Annotated in this window: 14 protein-coding genes; all 14 read right to left on the bottom strand. The window is 36.8% G+C overall.

What is annotated here, in order from left to right:
* Nucleotides 1-7 precede the first annotated feature (7 nt).
* Nucleotides 8-3,169, bottom strand: a complete 3,162-nt coding sequence (locus ACB104_RS07060) for a SusC/RagA family TonB-linked outer membrane protein (protein ID WP_370477582.1) — start codon at nucleotides 3,167-3,169, stop codon at nucleotides 8-10.
* 12 nt (nucleotides 3,170-3,181) lie between these two features.
* Nucleotides 3,182-4,789, bottom strand: coding sequence for a glycoside hydrolase family 32 protein (locus tag ACB104_RS07055; protein WP_370477581.1), 1,608 nt, complete (start codon nucleotides 4,787-4,789; stop codon nucleotides 3,182-3,184).
* Nucleotides 4,790-4,814: 25 nt separating this feature from the next.
* Nucleotides 4,815-6,134, bottom strand: a complete 1,320-nt coding sequence (locus tag ACB104_RS07050) for a sugar porter family MFS transporter (protein WP_370477580.1) — start codon at nucleotides 6,132-6,134, stop codon at nucleotides 4,815-4,817.
* A gap of 392 nt (nucleotides 6,135-6,526) precedes the next feature.
* The gene (locus ACB104_RS07045) at nucleotides 6,527-9,274 is read right to left on the bottom strand and encodes a substrate-binding domain-containing protein (protein WP_370477579.1); all 2,748 of its coding nucleotides are present in this window, start codon (nucleotides 9,272-9,274) and stop codon (nucleotides 6,527-6,529) included.
* A 104-nt stretch (nucleotides 9,275-9,378) separates the two neighbouring features.
* The gene (gene queG / locus ACB104_RS07040; RefSeq protein ID WP_370477578.1) at nucleotides 9,379-10,299 is read right to left on the bottom strand and encodes a tRNA epoxyqueuosine(34) reductase QueG; all 921 of its coding nucleotides are present in this window, start codon (nucleotides 10,297-10,299) and stop codon (nucleotides 9,379-9,381) included.
* Nucleotides 10,300-10,341: 42 nt separating this feature from the next.
* Complete coding sequence (ruvB, locus tag ACB104_RS07035) at nucleotides 10,342-11,364, bottom strand: Holliday junction branch migration DNA helicase RuvB (protein ID WP_370477577.1); 1,023 nt, start codon at nucleotides 11,362-11,364, stop codon at nucleotides 10,342-10,344.
* 79 nt (nucleotides 11,365-11,443) lie between these two features.
* Nucleotides 11,444-13,330, bottom strand: coding sequence for an OmpA family protein (locus tag ACB104_RS07030; protein ID WP_370477576.1), 1,887 nt, complete (start codon nucleotides 13,328-13,330; stop codon nucleotides 11,444-11,446).
* Between the two features lie 18 nt (nucleotides 13,331-13,348).
* Nucleotides 13,349-14,311 (bottom strand): PorP/SprF family type IX secretion system membrane protein, encoded by a 963-nt coding sequence (locus ACB104_RS07025; RefSeq protein WP_370477575.1) that lies wholly within the window; start codon nucleotides 14,309-14,311, stop codon nucleotides 13,349-13,351.
* A 28-nt stretch (nucleotides 14,312-14,339) separates the two neighbouring features.
* Nucleotides 14,340-18,503 carry an Ig-like domain-containing protein gene (locus ACB104_RS07020; RefSeq protein ID WP_370477574.1) on the bottom strand — a complete coding sequence of 1,388 codons (4,164 nt, stop codon included), beginning with the start codon at nucleotides 18,501-18,503 and terminating at the stop codon, nucleotides 14,340-14,342.
* 233 nt (nucleotides 18,504-18,736) lie between these two features.
* Nucleotides 18,737-20,530, bottom strand: coding sequence for a cytochrome c oxidase subunit I (locus ACB104_RS07015; protein WP_370477573.1), 1,794 nt, complete (start codon nucleotides 20,528-20,530; stop codon nucleotides 18,737-18,739).
* A gap of 27 nt (nucleotides 20,531-20,557) precedes the next feature.
* Nucleotides 20,558-21,631, bottom strand: a complete 1,074-nt coding sequence (locus tag ACB104_RS07010; RefSeq protein WP_370477572.1) for a cytochrome c oxidase subunit II — start codon at nucleotides 21,629-21,631, stop codon at nucleotides 20,558-20,560.
* A gap of 30 nt (nucleotides 21,632-21,661) precedes the next feature.
* The gene (locus ACB104_RS07005; protein ID WP_370477571.1) at nucleotides 21,662-23,014 is read right to left on the bottom strand and encodes a quinol:cytochrome C oxidoreductase; all 1,353 of its coding nucleotides are present in this window, start codon (nucleotides 23,012-23,014) and stop codon (nucleotides 21,662-21,664) included.
* Between the two features lie 24 nt (nucleotides 23,015-23,038).
* Nucleotides 23,039-23,590 carry a c-type cytochrome gene (locus ACB104_RS07000; protein WP_370477570.1) on the bottom strand — a complete coding sequence of 184 codons (552 nt, stop codon included), beginning with the start codon at nucleotides 23,588-23,590 and terminating at the stop codon, nucleotides 23,039-23,041.
* 7 nt (nucleotides 23,591-23,597) lie between these two features.
* Nucleotides 23,598-24,128: a DUF3341 domain-containing protein gene (locus tag ACB104_RS06995; protein WP_370477569.1), complete on the bottom strand. Its 531-nt coding sequence runs from the start codon at nucleotides 24,126-24,128 to the stop codon at nucleotides 23,598-23,600.
* Nucleotides 24,129-24,135 lie beyond the last annotated feature (7 nt).

Genomic DNA, 24,135 nt, shown 5'->3' with positions numbered 1-24,135 from the left:
CCATTTTTTAAAAGTTAATGTTAAGCCCAAGCGATAATATAGTTGGGTTAGGGATGTTGTCAACATTTGTTCTTTCAGGATCCGAACCTATGTAGTCCTTTGGAGTAAACCAGAATAAATTTTCTCCCTGAAAGTAAACCCTCAAATCTGTCATGCCAGCCCATTTGCTAATTACGTCTTCAGGAAGTGAATATCCAAACTGAAGATTTCTCAATTTGAAATATGAATTTTTTCTATATAAATAGTCAGAAGTTCTTAAATCATTAAACGCCAAAGATAAAGATGGTATATCAGATCCTGTATTAGTTGGAGTCCAAGCATCTAACACACCTAGGCCTGCATTTTCCCTGCCTTGGACAAAATTATTCCAGAATATATAAGGGTCTTGACCTATTCTTCCAGCTACTCCAGATCCGAAGACAGAAAAATCGAAGTTTTTATAATTTAAGTCAATTCTGATTCCATATTCCAGGTCAGGTAGCGTAGTTCCCAAAAAGTCGCGATCTTCGGCACCGATACTTCCGTTGCCATCTAAATCTTGGAATTTTAGACCTCCAGGCCTAGCGCCAACTTGTGTTGGACTAGAATCAATATCTGCTTGACTTTGAAATAGCCCTGCTGTTCTGTAACCAAATATTGAAAATTGAGAATGACCAATAATTGAATTATCCACCGTACCCGGATATGACGAAACAACTTCCTCAGGCAACTGCGTTATTTTATCTCTGAACGCACCAAAGTTGGTTGAAACAGTTAAAGACAAATCATTATTAAAAGTATTGGAATATGCCAAGGATAATTCCCAGCCATTAGTTTCGGTTGTAGCACCATTTAATACACGTTGCTGCCCTTCACCTACTACAGATGCAATAGGTGGCGTTGTTAAAATATCACTTGTTTCTCTTGTAAAGTAATCAAACGTACCTATTACTTTATTGTCAAACAATGTGAAGTCAATACCAAAATTGTACTCTTTTGTTGTCTCCCATTTTAAACCTGAGTTTGCTGCTTGAATAGACACGAAACCAGAAGGTAAATTGCCTGTATCTGCTCCATTTAAATCATAAGCAGTTCCTACATTATAAAACGTATTAAAAAAGAATGTGTCTCCAGTAGCTTGCAATTGATTTGGGCCATATCTTGATTCAAACAGACCAAAACGAGCTACATCACCAATGGATTGATTACCAACCTCACCATATCCAGCTCTAATTTTCAAGGAATTAACGACATTATTGTCTTTCCAAAAATCTTCATTACTTATCCACCATCCAACAGTTGCTGCTGGGAATATCCCGTATCTGTTATCAACTCCGAATCTTGAGGAACCATCGCGACGAAGTGTAAAGGATGCCAAATATCTGTCTTCAAAACCGTAATTAATTTTACCAAATTGCGATAATAATCTACTTCCAGTTGAAGAGCCTGAATTTGTTTTAGCACCTGTAGCCGCATTCAACTGGAAAAAGGATTCTGATTCTACGGCAAAACCGTCCGCTTGAGCGACTATTCGGTCAAAATCATTTTGGATTGACTCGGTACCTAATAAAACACCTATTTTGTGTTTGTCATTCAAGTCTAATTGATAGTTTAACGTATTGGTAAATACTAAACTTGTGAATTTGTTTGTATCAAAAATAAGTCTATTGTTACCCCTTGTTATAAAACCATTATTGACTTTTGTCTCTATATCTTTTCTCTTGTAATCGCCAAAATCCAACCCTAAGCTTGTTCTGAAGGTTAAGTTTTCAATGACATCAAATTCAGCATATATATTTCCAAAAAAATTAGTTCTGTCTGTATTATCCCATCGGTTTAAATATTGCATTAACACGGGGTTATTTCTATCGGAATAACCCGCACCCAATGGACCAGCAAAATCTCCATTGGTATCATAAACAGGCAGCGTAGGCGCCAAGGTGATACCTAAACCCGGCGTCCATGCACTACCGACATCGCGGGAGGCCAAGGTCTCATCCGATGTTGACATTTGAGTGTTTACTCCTAGTCTTAGTTTATTGTTAAATAAATTAAAGTTAGAGTTTAACTTAGCCGAAATTCTTTCATATCCAGTATACTTTAAAATTCCAGTATTCCTTAAATGACCTATATTAAATAAGTGGAAGGAATTATCGGTGCCTCCAGAGATGGAAACTTCATTATTATAAACATACCCAGTTTCATATAATTCATCTTGCCAGTCAGTATCTCCTACAGGTACACTGGTATCTCCCCCTACATATGGCTGAACGGTTACACTATTTAGTACCGGATTGTTGAAATCGCCATTCCAGTCAAAATCATAAATTTCACCATAACCTGCATTTGGGTCTGCTCCGTCATTTACAGATGCCCGCCACAAGGCCTCGCCTCTTTGCTGTGCATTTAGCATATCATAACGTTGCTTTTTCTCAGAAAGCATCGACACATTGGAATTGATGCTTACATTAAACTTTTCGCCTCCAGCAGCTTTTGCGCTATTTTTAGTGGTAACAACAATAACACCATTACCTGCTCGAGCTCCATAAAGTGAAGACGCCGATGCATCTTTAAGTACTTGAACAGACTCAATTGAACTTGGGTTTATACTCGCAAAAACCTCTTGTCGTACTGTTGGCACACCATCTATAACATACAGAGGGTCGTTATTGCCCAAAGTAGTTGCGCCTCGAATTAAGATGCTGTTGCTTATTCCTGTTGGGTCTCCATTCTTTTGAATGAATAAGCCTGGAACACGACCTTGTAACCCTTGAATGGCACTACCAGAACTCATGCTTACACCTTCAGTGGCACCAAGCTCCACTACCGTTATTGCTCCGGTAACATCTACTTTCCGTTCTCTGGAATACCCTGTTACCACAATTTCATCAAGTGCAGCAGCATCAACCATCATTACTACATTAATAACAGTTCGGTTGTCGATTGCTATTTCTTGTGTTGCATATCCCACATAGCTAAAAATTAATGTGGCATTGGGATCAACATCATCGAAGGTGTAATTACCATCAAAATCTGTTGCTGTTCCTGTGCTGGTTCCAGCTACTATAACTGACACCCCTGGCAAAGGCATACCATCGTCTTGCCCCGTAACGGTGCCACTAACTTGTCCTTGTGCCCAAATACAGACTAGGGCAAACAATGACGAAAAAAATAGTTTTTTTAATTTCATGATTAATTTAATTTAGTTGAACTTTAGTTTATTTATTTCAATTGTTTCAAGAATAAATTCTTGTTTTTTGGGTGATATACTCATTTGGGTAAATGGTGCATTAGGAAAAAATGTTTCTGTCATTACTGTTTCTCCGTCATCATAAAACAACTCGATAGATGTCTTATCTAACAAGACTGTTCCTGTCAACTTACTTTTCGTTGATGTTCTTTTTGCAACAGAAACTTTATTGGCAAACTTTTCCTCAAAATCAGTTTTTCCAGAATTTTTGCGATTAATGAAGTATGTGTTGTTGGTATTATCGAAACCAAACAGCAATTCATCTCCCTCATTATTATAGAGTTTGTATGTAAATGAACCATCTTTTAAATCTGAAATACTAAACTTTATTTCAGAACTTGATAAATCTATATCGGTAGACCCTATTAGATTAGTTTCTTCCTTAATTTGAATATTTTCGTCTTTAAACTTTGACCCTCTATAGCTTTCTAACTCGCTAACTGGATTAAACAATAATCTATATCCAGATTCATTTTTTTGAAGTTTTATATTTCTTGCAATAGTCATAGCGCTTCTCCACTTTTCGGTGGGCACTTTTTGCGCATAGTCCCAATTGGACATCCAACCTATCATAAGTTTACTGCCATCTTTTTTTGTAGCGTTGCTCCATGTTACGCCTGCATAATTGTCTCTTCCAAAATCTATCCAGTAATTGTGCTCCTTGGTTAAACTAGTTTCAAACTCTTTATCCATAGTAAACTTTGTGCCGTCAAAATCCCCAACAAAATATTGGGTTGCCGAACCACCATTTGGACCACCTGGGTTAATGCTTACGAATAGCACCCATTTAGATTCATCAGTTCCAATAACAGGTAGTTTAAAGAAATCTGGGCATTCCCAAACCCCTCCATGGCCTCCTACCCCTTTTCCAAAATTGGAAATTGATTTCCATTCCTTTAAATTTTTGGACTCATAAAAATTTATTCTGTCACCCGCTGCAAGCACCATAATCCACTTGTTTCGCTCTTCATCCCAAGTAACTTTAGGGTCTCGAAAATCCTTTATGGTATCATTATCAATTACTGGATTATTTTCATACTTTGTAAAGGTTCTGCCTTCATCATTGCTATAAGCTATACTCTGTGTTTGCTTGTCATGCTGACCTTCCCTTACTTTTGAATTGGTGTACATCGCAACAATAGGAATTGACTTTTCTGTTTCACCAAGCCCAGAACTGTTGCTTATATCAACCACCGCACTTCCAGAAAAGATGGTGCCCAGCTCATCTGGAAAAATGGCTATAGGTTGCTCTGCCCAAGTAATCATGTCTGTACTGATGGCATGACCCCAATGCATAGGCCCCCAAACATTACTGTCTGGATGATATTGAAAGTACAAATGATAATACCCGTTGTAATAAAACATACCGTTAGGATCGTTCATCCAATTAGTCTTGGGAGTAAAATGAAAATTAGGGCGGTAAAGCTCTTCTTCCGTGTAAGCTTGTTTTACCTCATGATCTGTAACAACTTGTTTCGATTCATTGGAGTTTTTACAGCCCATTAAAACAAGCAGTAAAAAGCACGTAAAAAATAAGTTTCTGTAATTATTAGTTTTCATTTTTTAATTTAGTTTATGGTGTTGGTTACTTTTTTATTAGTTTTTTACTTAAATCTTCAAGCGACACCCCTTTTGTTTCGGGCATCATAAAAATGACGAAGAAAAGCTGCAGAACCATCATTAAGGTAAAGAACAGAAATACCATTCCCGCACCAATACTTGAAAAAAGTGCTGGCACTAAAGAAGGGACAACTGCAGCCAAAACCCAATGCACAGAACTACCGAATGACTGGCCGGCTCCTCTTAAATGGTTGGGAAATATTTCTGAAATAAACACCCAGATTACGGTACCTTGCCCAATCGCATGGGCTGCTATGAACATAAATAAGAATATGGGCACTGAACTTCCTTCCCACTTCAAAAAGAATGCTGCCGATACTAAAGACAGTGATATAATGTATCCAAAAGAACATATATACATTAACTGCTTTCTGCCCAACCTGTCAATTAAAATGATACCTAATAAGGTGAAAAGCATATTGGTTACCCCAACACCAATGCTGCTCAATAATGCTGAGCTTTCGCCCAATCCAGCTTCTTCAAGAATTCTTGGCGCATAATATAAAAGGGCATTAATACCTGACAATTGATTAAAGAATGCAATTAAAAAAGCAAGTATTAAGGGGAATCTGTATTTTTTAAGGAAAATATTTTCATTGGGCACTGTGTTGTCCATTTCATCCTTTATTTCCATCATTAATTTTTCTGGATCTATATCTGGATTGATGGTTTTCAAGACTTCTTTTGCCTCATTGTTTTTAAATTTGGTAAGCAGCCATCTTGGACTTTTAGGAATACTCAGAGCGAAAACTGTATAAATTGCAGCGGGAAATGCTTCAATGCCTACCATCCAACGCCATGCATTTTCTCCTATACCGTTAAGCATATAGTTAGAGAAGAATGCTATTAAAATACCGAAAACAATATTAAATTGGTATAGGCCTACCAACTTGCCCCTATCTTTTGCAGGTGCGATTTCAGATATATAAGCTGGTGCCGCAATGGTAGAAGCACCTACTCCCAAACCTCCAATAAACCTAAAAAAGGCAAAAGTCCATGGGTCGTTTGCCAATGCAGAACCAATTGCCGATACTGTATATAGTACGCCTATCCATACCAATGTTTTTTTACGGCCTAACTTGTTAGTAGGAATCCCTCCAAAAAAAGCACCTACAACAGTGCCCCATAAGGCCATTCCTATAACAACAACACCATGAAATACATTAGAACTGTTCCATATAAGTTGTAGCTTTTTTTCTGCTCCCGATATAACAACGGTATCAAATCCAAATAAGAAGCCGGCTAGCGCGGCAGTAATAGACCAAATTAATATCTTTTTATTCATGTGGTGGTTATTTAGTTTAGATGTTTGCAATGTAGATTGAAAGACGAATCTTGAATTTTAGATTTGTTTCAATAAGTTATGAATTTGTTCAAAACTAATTTTTACAACGCAAATAGCTTGTTTTCAAATAGTTGAAAATATTACATAGATTTCATTAAATCCATTTATACAAAAATTGTTACATAAACGTTTAAAATTGATTCATCATGACGCAACTCAATAATTGCGATTATGACAAAAAACACCCCAACCCTTTAATAATTTACAAAAACTATAAGCTTAATGATGTTGAATCAATTAAAATTTAACAATTAAACCAATGAAATATTGAATAGATTAAGAGGTTTACCTATTTACATTTCATGGAATAAGAATAAAAGGAATAAAGAAAATTAATGTTTGTCTCGATAGACTTTTGGAGACATGTTGTACTTGTTTTTAAAACTGGTAGAAAAATAGTTAGGTGAAGAAAAACCTGTGGCATACGCAATTTCAGAAATCGTTAACGTTGATTCATCCAAAAGGGCTTTGGCCTTTTCCAATCGGATATTTTGAATATAATCGCTTATATTAACTCCTAAAATAGCTTTCATTTTTCGGTAAAGCTGCACCCTGGAAATATTTAATTTGTCCGCCAATTGCTCCACCGAAAAATTAGAATTATCTAAGTTTTCATTGATGTATTTATTGATGTTAGTAATAAAATCTTGCTCAAACAGCCCAAAGTTATGCTCCGTATCCAGTTTATAAACATTGTTGACATAATAATAGCGCAATTTCTCCCTGTTATATAACAATGATTTTACAGATTGCAGCAAAATAGCATAGCTAAAAGGTTTTGTTAAATAAAGGTCTGCACCAGATTGCAATCCTTGAATATATGACTCTTTGTTATTTAATGATGTGAGGATAATATTTGGAATGTGAGAAGTTCTAAGGTCGTTTTTCAGGGTTTTACAAATTTCAAAACCACTTATATCAGCTAAATTTACATCACAAATAATTATGTCGGGTACAAGTTCTATGGCCTTTTCAACACCATCAGACCCGTCTGAAAAATAAACCTGATACTCTAACCCCAGCTTTCCCTTTAAATACTTTACCAAATCCGGATTGTCTTCAATCAATAATATGGAATAGCGTTCATCTTCATTGCCAATCTTTTCTTTACTAAATGTTTCTTCCTCGAAATCTTCATCAAAATTCAAGATAGAATCGTCTATAATATCAGGTTCATAGACAATCTCTTCAGTACTTAAATGGGCGTTTCCTTTATACAGCGTTATAATAAATTCAGTACCGTGTTTTGATTGTACTTCAATGCTTCCCTTATGCAGCTCGACAAACTCTTTAGAGAGGTGAAGCCCAATGCCAGAACTTGATTTATTGTTATTTGAACCTTGATAAAATGCTTTAAACACGTTGTTTAATTCACTGTTCGGAATACCAATGCCAGAATCCTTAAAATGAATTTTCACAAAATTAGTTTCAAATTCATCAACGATTTCAATACTGATGGAACCATTATTGGGGGTAAACTTAAAGGCGTTGGAAAGTAGGTTGAAATACACTTTATCCATAAGATTCCTGTCTATGAACACTTTTAAATCTTCATTGTTGGATTTAATGGAAAAATTAATATTTCGCTTCAAGGCTTCTCGCTCAAAATCTTTAAAAATTAAATTTGAAAACTCAAATAAATTGGTCTCAGAAGCTTTTAAAATGAACTTTCTGTCCTCAATTTTTCTGAAGTCCAATAACTGATTAATCAAACGTAAAAGGCGCTTGGAATTATTAAAAATCAAAGCCACTTCCCTTAATAATTTACTGTCTCGTAAAACTTTATTTTCGGACAAAGACTCTATGGATGATAAAATAAGGGTGATGGGCGTTTTAAACTCGTGTGATAGCCCCGTAAAGAAATTAACTTTCGCCTCGTTACTTTTTTTAACCTCTTCTGCTATTTTCCGAATTTGATTTCTTTGTATGGTTATTCTCTTGTTTTGCAATTCTAACTCACGCTTCTTCTTTTTAAGATTATAACTTGAGTAAATAGCATATGTACCTAGTAAAATACTTGTTATGAGCAAGCCCAATAAAAGTTTCAGAATCGTTGTTTGTGTAGAGTAAGTTTCTTGTTGCTGTTTTATTTTATTCTGCTGGTTTTCTATATCAATTTGATGCTGAATAATTTTATCGAACTGATTTTTCATAATTTCAGCATTTCTCGAGTCTATTACCGTTGTACTCAGGATATTGTTTTTGGGCACCTTTTCGCCATTCAAAATTTTCATTGCCAACCTAATAGCCTCGTCTCCCCCTGTAGGATATAATATGGTTGCCAAAAGCACCTTTTCTTCAACCAATTGAATACCTCCGTTTGGACCTGGCAAGCCATCAACCCCAATAAACCCTATAGAGTCCTGAAGCCCTTTTTCTTTAGCTATTTCCCAAGCACCCAAAGCCATTCTATCATTATGGGCAAATATATAATCAACGTCTTTTATATCTTCTAAAGCATTTTTAAGGCTATCTTCTATAGAGTAGCTTTCCCAATTACTTTCAATTGTTTTTACAACGTTTAGTTTGCCTGCTTTTTTTACGATGTTATTAAACCCCAAACTGCGTTCAAGTGCGGGAGAAGAACCTGACAACCCTTTAATTTCAATTATATTTTTAGGTTCATTTGAAATAGAAGCGAGGTAGTTACCCACATTGCTTCCAACTTGGTAATTATCGCCCCCCAAATATGCGGTGTAATATTGGCCTTCAATTTTCCTGTCTACAATCAGTACAGGAATACCAGATTTATAGGCCTTTTCAACAATAGGAGTAATGGGTTGCGATTTAACAGGAGAAACTATTAAAATATCTACACCCTTTTCAATCAGCTGTTCAATATCCTGAATTTGTTTTTCAACATTGTCTTCACCATCAAGAATAGTGAGCTTTACATTAGGGTAAAAATTGGTTTGTATTTGCATGGACTGATTCATGGCCTTTCGCCATTCGTCATTAAATCCTGTTTGCGCAAAACCAATGCTGTACTTTTTACTTTCCTCATCAGCACATGAAAAACTAAGGACGAGGAACAAACAGAGCATTGGCCAAAACCAACCACGAAGATTTTTAGTATTCATGAAAAATTTAATAGTCTAGTTTAGAAATTAATTGGAAGATAATCATTTCTATCAAAAATATATTCCTATTCTAAGCTATTCGAGTTTAAGTGTAGCGAAAATTGTTATTTCAAGAACTGAATATTTCGCTTTAAACCCGAAAACTTCGTACGCTTTACGGCTGAATTTTTAAAGACCTTTTTGAATGTATCTTCCGTTATTTCTTTCCAATCTTTTTTTGTCATTGAAAGCAATTCTGGATGAGGATGAAACAATGGTTCGCGATGTGGCTGGGAAAACCGGTTCCACGGGCACACGTCTTGACACACATCGCAGCCAAACATCCAATCATCAAATTTACCTTTAAATTCTGTTGGAATATTTTCCTTTAACTCGATAGTAAAATAAGAAATACACTTACTGCCATCAACCACATAGGGTTCAACAATGGCCTCGGTTGGACAGGCATCAATACACGCCGTGCAAGTACCGCAATGGTCTGTTGTTGTTGTATCGTAATCCAACTCCAAATCAACAATAAGTTCGGCGATAAAATAAAACGAACCCACTTGTTGGGTCAATAAATTACCGTTTTTGCCAATCCAGCCCAAACCACTTTTTGCTGCCCAAGCTTTATCTAAAACTGGTGCAGAATCTACGAATGCACGACCATTTACTTCGCCAATTTCCTCTTGGATGTAATGAAGAAGTGATTTTAGTTTGTTTTTTATCACAAAATGATAATCGGTGCCATAAGCATATTTAGACACCTTAAAGGTGTTTTGGCATTGCTCCTCTCCTGGAAAATAATTTAATAGCAACGAAACTACACTTTTTGAACCTTCAATCAGTTTTGTGGGGTCTAAGCGTTTGTCAAAATGATTTTCCATATAATGCATTTCACCATGCATTTTGTTGTTCAACCATTTCTCCAATCTGGGAGCTTCTTCCTCTAAAAATTGCGCTTTACTAATACCACAAGACAAAAAACCGAGGCGTTTGGCTTCGGTTTTAATGAGTTGGGTATGTTTGAGTTTTGAATTCATTATCTCTGAGATTCTGAAACATGTTCAGAATGACATCTGGTATCAAAACAAACCTCCTTGTATAGGTCCTTTTATTTTGCCCAAATGTTTGTAAGCTTGTTCGGTAACTTCTCGTCCTCGTGGAGTTCGCATGATGAATCCTTGTTGGATTAAGAAGGGCTCATAAACTTCTTCAATGGTCTCTGGGCTTTCGCTTACTGCAGTCGCAATGGTTGTAATCCCCACAGGACCTCCTTTAAATTTTTCTATAATAGTAGATAAAATCTTGTTATCCATTTCATCCAACCCATGAGCATCAACATTTAAAGCTTCCAATGCAAATTTTGCAATTTTAATATCAATTTTTCCATTGCCTTTTATTTGTGCAAAATCGCGAACACGACGCAACAAAGCATTGGCAATTCTTGGTGTACCTCTACTTCTACCAGCAATTTCTACCGCGGCTTCCATAGAAATGGGAACACTTAAAATACCGGCGCTTCTTTGAATAATGGTGGTAAGCAATTCTGTATTGTAATATTGAAGTCTGCTTTGGATACCAAAACGCGCACGCATAGGCGAGGTTAACAGTCCTGAACGAGTTGTAGCGCCAACCAAGGTAAATGGATTTAAATTGATTTGAACCGTTCTAGCATTTGGCCCCGTTTCAATCATAATATCGATTTTGTAGTCTTCCATGGCCGAGTATAAATACTCTTCTACAATAGGACTTAATCGGTGAATTTCATCAATAAAAAGAACATCACGTTCTTCAAGATTGGTAAGCAAGCCTGCTAAATCACCAGGTTTATCCAATACCGGGCCCGAAGTTACTTTAATGCCTACATTCAATTCATTAGCCAAAATATGGGCCAATGTGGTTTTTCCCAGTCCGGGAGGGCCATGAAATAAGGTATGATCTAAAGCTTCGGTTCGCAGATTGGCCGCTTGAACAAAAATTTGAAGGTTTTCTAATACTTGATCCTGACCTGTAAAATCATCAAATGAAAGCGGTCTTAATTTTTTTTCTACATCAATTTCTTCTGGAGAAAAATTATTTTTTGTTGGATCTAGATTTTCGTTCATACCAAGCAAATATAAGCAAAAAGCCTTTCCTATTCGGAAAGGCCTTTTAAATAATTTGGTTGGTATTCTAGGGTTTTGGTTAATTCAAAATTGTGAATTCGCAACGACGGTTTACGTCATATTCTTCATCATCACAAATATCTTCTTTTACGCATGTATTAAGCGGTTGCATCTCACCATAGCCAATGCTTTTTAGTCGGTTTCTTTCAATACCTTGGCTCACCAAATACTCCAAAGTAGAGACGGCACGACGTTTAGATAAATCCAAATTATATTGGTCTGGACCACGTGCGTCGGTATGTGCTGAAACTTCCACTTCCATGCTAGGGTATTTCTTCATTAAATCTACAAGAACATTTAAAGTAATTGCGGCGTCTTCACGGATATCAGATTTGTCAAAATCAAAATAAATTTTATCCAATTCAACTTGAACTTCACCGCTTTCTTTTTCCTTAACACGCTCTTCTGCATCAGCAAAAGATTCAAGGTTTAAGAAAATATTGTGCTGAACTTTTCCTTTGCTGTCGGTCGAAAACTCAACATCTTGGGGGATGTACGCTTTTCTCGTTCCGCGAACTTTATATTTTTTGTTTGGTTCAATTTTGAAAATATAATAGGCATCATCACCAACAATGGCGTCTTGAATTACAGTATCAGATTCGTCAAATAACGTCACTAAAGAACCTGCCAACAATTCTTCACTATTTAGGTCTTTTACGATACCTTCAACTTGATAAATGGTTAAAGTATTTATTTCTCTGGCGAAACCAAAAATCCGGTCGTGACCTGTTCGGTTTGACGACACAAAACCCATGTTGTATTTCTCTCTAACCACATAGGCGAAGTCATCCAAATTGCTATTTATTGAGCTTCCCAAGTTAACGGGTTTATCAAAACCGCCATTTACCATATTGCTTCTAAACACATCCAATCCACCAAAACCTTCATGGCCAATTGATGAAAAATACAAAGTATTAAACTCACTTATAAAAGGAAATTGCTCACGGTGTTTTGTGTTTATGGTTTCCCCTAAATTTTCGGGTTCACCGTAAGTTCCGTCTTCATTTATTGCTACTTTGTAAATATCAAAACTTCCAAAAGTTCCGGGCATATCGCTGGCAAAATATAGCGTTTTCCCATTTTTACTTAATGCGGGATGTTCTGTACTATAGCTGTCTGAGGTAAATGGCAATGCCGTTACGTTAGTCCAAACGCTATCGACCAATTCCGCTTTATAAATTTTGATGTGGGCAATGCGTTCCTCGTCAGTTTTTGTACGCGTTGTATTGGTTCTATTAAAATACATAGTTTTACCATCCTTTGTAAACACCGCACTACTTTCGTGGGAATTTGTGTTTATTGCGTCGGAAAATGGCTGAATATCTTCCAAAGTATAGTTATTTAACAGCTTCGCATAGTACAAATCCAAATACGGTAGATTATTCCATGAATAGGCCGGGTTTTCAGAATTTCTTGCTGAAGCAAAAGCTACCCGGTCATCGCCATAAAAAGAGAGTCCAAAATCGCTACTTGAGTTTTGATTTACTATCTGTTCCAAGTTAAAGGAATGTGGTGTAGTTTTATCTGTTTCCTCGATAAACGCCAATGTATTAAAAGGCTTGTTGTAGTATAAGCTTAAATGTTTATCGGCTTCCTTATACTCCTTTACACCCTTTAGAGCTTGTGCGAACCTAAAATGATAATCTATATCAATAGAATCTCCATACTCTACAAAAAGTTCTCTGTATGTTTTAATGGCCTTTTGAAGACTGCTGTTATAATAGTAACTGTCTGCCAGATTTTGAAGCACCTCTTGATTGCGCTCTTTGGTTTCATAAAGTTCTGCCGCGTCTTTATAAGCCCGCATTTCAAAAAGCTTATTTGCGCGTTTTAAATTGCCTTTTTGTGCCAATGCCATTCCACTAACTAATAAAAGGCTGCTTAATATGTATATGTGTTTTTTCATCTTTCCTATTATTAAATTTTAGAAGAATCTTGGTGAACGATCATACCCGCTTTTAAATCCGAATAAATCAACATCAAACAAAATGAATATTTCATGCGACCCTGAACTGTAATCGGTTAAGTTACTCGTAGTATAATCATAAGCATATCCAATTCTTAATTCATGAGTTATTCTAAAATTCACCAAGGCACTCACGGCATCATCTAAACGATAGGCAAGGCCAGCTTCCAACCGCTCATTAACCAAAACGCTTGCTGTAAAATCCAACGCCAGAGGGGCACCTTTAACTGCTTTTCCCATAAAGGCAGGCTTTAGTTTTAGGTTTTTGCTCAAATCGAAAACATAACCACCTGTAAAGAAATAATGCACGTTTTCAACTCCCGTGGCTTTTATGCCGTTTTGGTTCTCAAGATGCTTTGTTGAAAGCATGTTCGGTGCAGATAAACCCAAATAGTAGTTTTCTGAAAAGAAGAAGGCACCAATACCCAGATTTGGAAACGTTCGGTTGATGTTTTCGTTAAAAGCGAAATCGAGTCCGTTTTTTGCATTTCCGGATTGTAGCATAAAGCCATCAAAATTGGTGTCAAAAAGGGTTAAGCCCGCTTTTAAACCGAATGATATCTTACTTTCAATGCCAACTGGCAACACATAAGCAAAATCGGCATATATGTTATTTTCGTTTACGACATCGCCAATATTATCGTTGGTAAATGAAATACCCATTTCAATTTTTTCATTTATTGGCGTATGGGCGAAAAAGGTTCCTGTTTTTGGAGCGCCTTCTACACCAACCCATTGTGTTCTGTATAGGCCTCCCAAGTTCAAAATACCATCTTCTGCAGTAGCATAAGCCGGATTTATTACGCTCATGTTATACATATACTGTGTAAACTGAGGGTCTTGCTGTGCAAAGCTTTGAAATGACAAGAACGTCAAACTTAACAAAGCAGCTATTTTATGATATGTCTTTAAATTTTTCATCGTTTCTAAATTTTGCTTTATCTATAAATTATCTGCTTAAGTATAAGCGTCCTTGTTCCGGCTTGTTTTGGCCATCGTTGAATTTGAAAATGTAGAAATATACCCCAACTGGCAAATCACCTTTTGAAATAATCCTTGATTGGTTTGCCGTTCCATCAAATCTCGGTGTGCTGGCATTTCCTTTATACACCATATTGCCATTTCGGTTATAAATTTCTATTTCGAAATTTGGATATAAAAATGCCAGATTATCTACATCATAGGTGTCGTTAACACCATCGTTGTTTGGTGAGAAACCATCAGGCAATTGTAGTTTGCCACAGGCCGTTAAATCTGGCGTTACTGCCAATCGCACACTACTTTCACAACTTGTTGTAAAATCTATCAACGCAGCGTAGTAGGTCGAATTTGTTAAACTCGTATCACTTGAAATGGCAGAACCACCTGTAGCATCATCATACCAAACCAGACTATATTGAGCTGAATCGTAATTTGTGTTTGATGTTAAGCTGGCAATGGTTGGTGCATCATTAATACAGTATTCCATTGAGGCATCGGCCAATGATGGTGTCGGTGAATCATTAATGGTTACGTTGATTTGAACGCTGGTTGAAGACTCACAACCTGAAGTATTCGTTTGGGTTGCATAATAATCTTCACCGTCAACTAAAGCTTCGGTACCATTTAATGCCAATGTTAAAGCTGTATCTTCATACCAGTTTATCGTTCCTGTAGAGCTAATGGTAGAATCTAAATCTGAAACGAGGGGACTGTCAGCCAAACAAAATTCCGGATTGCCGTTTGCAACTGTTGGCGTTGGTGTGTCATCAATCGTAACCGTAATATTTGCTGTTGCATCTGGTGAACATGGCGAAACCGCCGCTACCGTATAAGTATAAACACCTGGTGCATCAACTGATGGATCGAAAACTCCGGTTCCGCTTGTTAAGGCTGGTGACCAAGTTCCTCCACTTTGGGCTGCATTACCCAATAATGTAAATAAATCTATTGGTGCATCAATAGCGCATAAACCAGCAACATCATCGGCACCGGCATTTGGCGCTATAGTGACAGAAACATCAATACTACTTGATGCCGTTCCGCAAGCATTTGTTAGCGAATAGGTGTAAGTACCTGGTGCATCAACTAATGGGTCGAAAACTCCTGTTCCACTTGTTAAAGCTGGAGACCAAGTTCCTCCAGTATCTGGTGTTCCTCCTAATTGAGTAAATAAATCAACTGTTCCATTATTACTGCATAAATCCAATGGTGAACCATCCGTACCCTCATTTAAGGGCCCTTCAATTGTGATGGTAATGGTTTCACTATCATCTAAACATGGCGAAGAGGCTATTACTGTATAAGTAAAGCTGTATGTTCCGGCTGAAACTCCTGTAGCATCAAATATATTTCCTGATAAAGAACCTACTCCATCATCATTGTTCCATGTTCCTCCTGCATCTTGTGTTCCATCTAAAGCAGTTAACAAATCAATATTGTTGTCATTATTACAAGCTACTATAGACGAGCTATTTGGATTTCCAGCATTTGGTGATGTATAAATGGTTACTGAAACAAGTGTTCTAACCGAAGATTCGCAACCTGTTGTAGCATCTGTTTGAGTAGCGTAGTAGGTTTGTCCATCAACCAACGCTGTTGTGACTGCTAATGGAGATCCTCCTGTTGCAACATCATACCATTGAACTGAATTACCAGTAGCAACTAAATCGGCCACTGTTGCTGTATCGCAAAACTCTTGTGGTGAAGCAGCGGTTGGCGCCGAGGTGTCATTTATTACTATACTTACTGTAACATCTACATCGTCACAACTTCCTATGGGTGTTACATCATAAGTGAAATTATAAGTTGCTGGGATTAGTCCGGATAAATCAACTGTGTTACCCGTTAGCACTCCAGTGGCATCATCGTCAATCCAAGTTCCTGCTTGGTCCTCACCTGTCAATAAATCAAATAAATCATAACTTGATGGAGCTACTCCCTCACAAAATTCCACAGGTGCATTTGCTGTTCCTGATTCTGGTGCATCTTCAACAGTAACTACAATAGTACTACTATTTGTACAACCATTAGCATCGGTTATAGTGTATGTAAAATTATATGAACCAATCGCTAAAATGGTTAAATCAACATCACTTCCCGTTAGGGCTCCTGTGGAATTATCATCTGACCATGTTCCATTGGCATCTTCTCCTGATAATTGTCCGAATAAATCCAATGGGGAATTGGCGGTCAAGTCATTTTCACAGAAAATAGCTGGGGTTGGCGTTCCAGTATTTGGAATCGGGTTGATAATAACACTTACTGTTACATTCAAATCATCACAACTTCCTATTGCCGTTACATCATAGGTGAAGTTATAAGTTGATGGGGTTAGTCCAGATAAATCAACTGTATTGCCTGTAAGCACTCCAGTGGCATCATCGTCAATCCAAGTCCCTGCTTGATCTTCACCTGTCAATAAATCGAATAAATCATAACTTGTTGGAACTGCTCCTTCACAAAATTCTATCGGTGCATTTGCCGTTCCAGATTCTGGAGCTGGTGCAATGGTTATAGTTATGGTTTCGGTATCAAAGCAAGTTCCATTATCAATGGTATAACTGTATGAATATGGACTTCCTGATACTGTTAACGTGGTAATATCCAAGGAATTTGAAATTATTGCGTTACTAGAATCCATCCAAGTACCACTGTTATGGTCTTGAGAACCATCTAGAGCATTAAATAACTCGAAAGGCGAGTTTGCCGCCAAATCATTCTCACAAAACACTTGATTTATAGCAACCCCTGCATTTGGATCGGCCAAAACAATAACCTGAACCGTTGTAGATTCCTCTGGACAAGGGTTCGGTAAAAGGTTTTGCGTATATGTAAAATTATATGTGGCAGGTGTAAAGCCGGTTAAATCTATATTTGACAAAACAACAGGGTCTGTACTGGTTGTCCCTTGTGTCCATTGTCCTCCTGCATCATAGTTTTCAATTAACGTAAACAAATCAAAGGAAGTAGGTAGGCTAGCCTCGCAAAATGAAGCTGAGTTTGCAGGTGAAGGTGTTCCAGAACTATAGGTTTCATAAACCGTAATTACAACATTTGAAGTAGCATCAGGACAAGCACTATTACTCAATACCATATAAGAAAATGTATAAGTACCAGCCGTTGTTAATGACGAAATATTAACCGTCCCCTGATATCCGTTTGATGTAGGCAATGGCCCAGACCAAGTTCCTGTTGTATCTGGTGTTCCTCCTAATTCATCAAACAAGTTAAAATCTGAAACAGGCAAGCTATCATTACAATATTCCAAAGCAGCTGAACCACCGGCATCAGCTGGGTCATCAACATTTACAGTAACTGCAACTGGATTACTCACACAAAACACATCATCAACTTGAATGTAATATGTGTTTCCATCAACTAAAGGTTCACTCAATGACAGAGCGGGTTGAATCGGATTTCCAAAGGTGTCTAAACTATCATACCAATTGTAGTTGGTAGCGGTAGTTCCTGGATTTAAACTTCCAATAGTTGCATTGGTATCAGAACAAAAGTCTTGCGTATTTTGAGGTGTTGCATCTGCTGGAGCATCAAAAACCCCTACTTGGCCAATTTCCAACTGGCTCTTACAACCACTGTTATCTATAAAAACAATAAAATAGTTTGAAGCGCCTGAAGGTAATAGGTCAGAAGTACTTGCTTGGTTTGTTAAAGCATAATCCGTATAAATCTGTACCGAACCCCCAACTGGAATGCTAGATTGTAATACATCATCTATATAAGTCTGGATTGTGGCATTTTCATTGCTACAATAAATACGGTCTAAATTTTGTCCCGTAGGATCCACTTGAAAATCGACAACTATAGATGATCTGGCTACACCACAGGTTCCTGAGTTATCATCTATATAATATATACCTTCTGCAAGAAGTTGATTGTTGTTGTACAAATTACCTCCTGAATCAGCGTCATACCAAACTATACCATTTCCGCCATCAACTGCATAGTCTGCACTTAAATTGGTAAAAGTATAACCCGAAGCATCACAAATTGGTGGTGGGCTAGAATCAGTTATAGTGGGACACTGTGCTGAAATTTTTGCAGATAACCCAAATAACAACAAAGAAAACAAGGCATGGCTAAATGCTTTTCTAATCAGTAGGTTTGTTTTCATAATTGAAAAATTAAAATGTTGATTAATTAGCATAAATATTATGTTGTACCCTCTTTAATCCATGTTTTTGAGAAGCACATGCATAAAATATTTGTTTGTGCAATTTAACTGATTTTTTTGTATTTCATCGAATTTTTTAAATAAATTATACGTTTCGTCGAAATAATATGCGTTTAAACGACAAAACCCGCCTAAAAAGGCGGGTTTTGTATTTGTAAGAGTTATTCTGTTAACTAATGCTGAAGTTCTTCTTCACCATCTTTAAGAGGAATATTTTGTGGAACGAAATCATCTTCGTGTCCAGGTTTGCTGTAATCATATGCCCATCTATGAACATGAGGAATCTCTCCTGGCCAGTTACCGTGCATGTGCTCTACAGGAGCAGTCCATTCCAAAGTAGTTGATTTCCAAGGGTTTTGAACAGCTTTCCTTCCATAGAAAATACTCGTAAAGAAATTGTATAAGTATACTATTTGAACCACACCACCAACAAGCGCAAATATGGTTATTACAACATTAACATTTGCCAAATCGTCAAACAAGGGGAAATTACTGTTTGTATAGTATCTTCTTGGTAAACCTGCCATTCCTATAAAGTGCATCGGGAAGAAAACCCCATAAGCACAAACCGCGGTTATCCAAAAGTGAATATAACCAAGATTTTTGTTTAACATGCGTCCAAACATTTTTGGATACCAATGGTAAATACCTGCAAACATACCATACAAGGCAGAAATACCCATTACTAAGTGGAAGTGAGCCACTACAAAATAAGTATCATGAACATTTATATCTAGAGCACTATCTCCTAAAATAATTCCTGTTAATCCTCCTGTAATAAAGGTTGATACAAAACCAATAGAGAATAACATTGCTGGATTCATCTGTAAATTACCCTTCCATAATGTGGTTATCCAGTTAAAGGCCTTTACAGCCGATGGAATTGCAATCAATAAAGTTGTAAAGGTGAACACTGATCCCAAAAACGGATTCATACCAGAAACAAACATATGGTGTCCCCAAACAATTGTTGAAAGGAATGCAATTGCCAATATAGAAGCAATCATCGCACGATAACCAAAAATCGGTTTACGTGAATTTGATGCCATAATCTCAGACACCAATCCCATAGCTGGTAATATTACAATATAAACCTCAGGGTGTCCTAAGAACCAAAACAAATGCTCAAATAATACAGGAGAACCTCCTTGATAATGCAATACTTCACCCTGAATAAAAATATCTGATAAGAAGAATGATGTTCCAAAACTTCTATCCATAATCAATAACAATGCAGCAGACAATAATACTGGGAATGATACCACACCAATAATCGCGGTTATAAAAAATGCCCAAATAGTAAGTGGCAGTCTTGTCATTGACATTCCTTTTGTTCGCAAATTAATTACAGTTACAATATAATTAAGCGAACCTAAAAGTGATGACGCAATAAAAATGGCCATAGACACCAACCACAGCGTCATACCCATTCCAGAGCCACCTTGCGCCATAGGCAATGCACTTAAGGGCGGATAGATTGTCCAGCCAGCAGCTGCAGGCCCTGCTTCTACGAATAAAGATAACACCATGAAAACACTTGATAAGAAGAATAACCAGTATGATACCATATTTAAAAATCCAGAAGCCATATCTCGGGCACCTATTTGAAGTGGAATTAACAAATTACTAAACGTACCACTCAAACCTGCCGTTAAAACAAAGAATACCATGATTGTACCATGAATGGTTACCAATGCCAAATAGATATCGGCGTCCATAACTCCTTCTGGTGCCCATTTACCCAATAGAGCCTCAAACAACACATTAGGCTCTTCAGGCCATGCAATTTGCATACGGAACATCATAGACATTAATACACCTATAACTCCCATAATTGTACCTGTAATAAGGTACTGCTTGGCAATCATCTTATGGTCTTGACTAAATATATATTTAGTAACAAAAGTCTCCTTATGATGATGTCCGTGGTCGTCGTCGTGAGCGTGGTTATCTGCGTGTGCTGACATAATCTTGTTTCGTTTTTATCTATTTAATTAATTAACCAGAGAGTTTTTGAATTCTTTTTGCTCTTTCATCCAAGCATCATATTCTTCCTGTGTTTCTACCACAATTTTCATTTGCATGTTATAGTGCGATTTTCCACAGATTTTATTGCAAAGCAATAAGTAATCAAACTCGTATCGTTCCAAAGGCTCTTCACCTTTAGCTACCAACGGTTTGCTGTTTTCTACTCTAATTTCATTAATATGCTGTACTTTCTCAATAATTTCTGGTGTTTGACGCATTTCGGCAGTGGTTACTGTTGGCGTAAACCCAAATTGGGTAATCATACCTGGCACACAGTTCATCTGTGCTCTAAAATGTGGCATATAAGCCGAGTGAAGCACATCTTGTGAACGCATTTTAAACAATACAGGTCTTCCTACAGGCAAGTGCAATTCAGTTGCAATAACATCATCCTGTGCATTGGGGTCAGCTTCATCCAATCCTAAAATATTTGCACGGTCAATATCAATTAAACGAACATTAGCCTTTCCCAAAGTATTGTCCGCACCTCCATACCTAGCTTTCCAGTTAAACTGTTGTGCATATAACTCAACCACCAATGGGTCATCACTTTCATCAACACCCATTATATTTATCCAAGTACTTAATCCATAAATAATCAAACCAGCTAAAACTATAACAGGAATAATGGTCCAAATAGCTTCTAATTTATTATTGTCTGCAAAAAACAAAGCTTTCTTACCCTTTTCTCCTTTATATTTAAAAGCAAAATAATGAAGCAAGAACTGCGTTACTGTTTGCACGAAGAAGATAATAACCATAGAAACAATCATTAGGTTATCTATAGTTGGTCCGTGCTCTGAAGCCGAATTGGATAATAATGGTAAATCTCCCCACTTAGCAAAACATACAATAGTGATGATGTAAATGAAAGCTAAAAAGCCCATCATTAAATATCCGTTTATTGTATTGTCTTTGTCATTGGCAACACCTGAGGTACTTTGATCGTTTCTGGCCTGAGCCAAATCGAAAATCTTTACCATTTGCCAAATGGCAACTAAAATAAATACTAAAACTATAATCGTTAATAAAGCAGTCATTGGTATCGTTCGTCTTTATTTATTTCTTAATTAATAATGAAAATCTTCACTTTCTTTTCTAAAAGGATATCCTTTTACTAATAACGGTGCTTTGGTTAAAGCTGTAAATACTACAAATATGAACAGTCCTGCAAAAAGCAAAATTGAACTTATTTCCGGGATACCGATAAACCATCTGTCTCCAACAGTAGCTGGCATAATCATGTTGAATATATCAATATAATGACCAAACAAGATTACAAGACCTGTCATAACTACAAACCAAGGAATACGTTTGTAATCTGCATTCATTAACATAAGTATTGGGAATACAAAGTTTAACACTACCATGCCTAAAAATGGTAATTTATAGTCGTTAAACCTAGATACGAAATAGGTTACCTCTTCCGGAATGTTTGAGTACCAAATCAACATAAACTGTGAGAACCACAGGTAAGTCCAGAAAATACTGAAGGCAAACATAAACTTGGCAACATCGTGTAAGTGATTCTCGTTTACAAACTCTAAATAGTTTCTAGATTTTAAGTAAATGGTAATTAAAGCCAAAACTGTAATACCGCTTACAAACATACTAGCGAAAACGTACCATCCAAATAAGGTCGAGAACCAGTGAGGATCAACACTCATAATCCAGTCCCAAGCCATCATAGATTCAGTATATATGAAGAACACCAAGAACCCTGCAGAAATACGGAACGATTTCTTAAAGTTACTTTTATCCTCGGCAGTATCTTGCGCAATTGAAAATTTTCTAGAAAAATGACGGTATAAGCTCCATCCACCTAAAAATATAAGACCTCTAATTAAAAACCCCCAAATGTTCAACCAGCCTGATTTACCTTGAATTAGCTTATCATGTTCAACAACTTCAGGATCCATCCAAACAAATAAATTATTGTGACCAATAAAATGAGATGCCACTGCTATACCAATTACGATTAAACCTCCTGGCAACAGGTAAGAAGTCATTCCTTCCATAACTCTAAACAATACCGGAGACCAACCTGCTTGTGATGCAATTTGAATGGCATAAAAAGCTAAAATACCTAAAGCAATCATCATAAAGAAAAAAGCCGCTACATAAAGCGCAGACCAAGGACGGTTTGCTATTTGGTGTTGCACGTGCTCAATATGTTTGGCATGCTCATCAACTCCGGCATGTTCTTTCTCACCATGGGAATCAATAGCATGGGCATCATGACTAGGTGCAGCATGCGTAGCTTCTTCAACATGTCCACTACCGTGATGTGCTTCTTCGGCGAGTAAGGTTTCAACTTCTTCAAAAGATTTATGAGATGTCATAAAACCATATCCTACACCTAACAATCCTAAAACCATTAGAATGATAGAAAATGTCTTTAATTTATTTGAAAATGTATACATATCTATATAATAATCTTATCAATCTTACTTTTCTAAATCTGCCTTTAATTGCAAAACATACGAAACTACTTGCCAACGCTCTTCTTCATTTAGTTGGTTAGCATAAGAACCCATAGCATTTTTTCCATAGTAAATAACATGATAAATACTACCTTCATTAATGGCTCTACCGGCATCATCGTAACTAGGTATACCAAGTATTTTTTCTCGTTTAACCAAATTACCTTGTCCGTTTCCTTTATTACCATGGCAAATACCACAGTAAATATCATAAAGCTCCTTTCCTCTTTCCAAGTCAACTTGAGTAGAATCTAAAGGGCTTTTTAATGTTTCTTTTGCCAACGCATAACCTTCAGTCGAATTTTCAATATCGAATGGTACAAAACCTCTCGGTATTGAACCTTGTGCTGGCAATTGAGCTTCAAGTCCATTGCGGAATGCCGCTTCTCCATAAGTTTCATATCCAGCAGACTCATACATATTGGGCATGAATTGGTAGTTTGGTGCTGAATCTTTTTTACAGGATACAACAACTAAAACGACTGCTATTGCTAATATTTTAATTAAGCTCTTCATGTCTATATTAATGCGCTTTATCAATTAAATTAATCTCAACTGCCCCAGTTTCTCTAAGCAAGCTTTCTAATTCCTTCTCATTTCCATGTACAGCAATTTCCATTAAAAAATGGTCGTCTGTAGTTCTTGGGTCAGGATTTTCAGCTTTTTTGAATGGCCACATTCTACTACGTAAATAAAAAGTAATAACCATTAAATGCGCTGCAAAAAATACGGTAAGTTCAAACATAATAGGGACAAACGCAGGCATATTTTCCAAATAGCTAAAACTTGGTTTACCACCTATATTTTGAGGCCAATCTTTAATCATTATAAAATTCATCATCACAATGGCTACGGTCAAACCAACTAAACCATACATAAAGGATGCAATGGCAATACGAGTTGGTGCAAGCCCCATAGCTTTGTCTAGTCCATGAACCGGAAACGGTGTATATATTTCTTCAATATGATGTTTTTCTGCCTTAACTTTTTTAATAGCCGACATTAACACATCATCATCGGTATAAATAGCGTGAATAACTTTTGAAGCTTCCATTGACTAT

This window comes from Tamlana flava (assembly GCF_041287255.1).
Classification (GTDB): domain Bacteria; phylum Bacteroidota; class Bacteroidia; order Flavobacteriales; family Flavobacteriaceae; genus Tamlana; species Tamlana flava.
The sequence above is the reverse complement of the archived record's forward strand: the minus strand, read 5'-3'. Positions and strand labels throughout refer to the sequence as shown.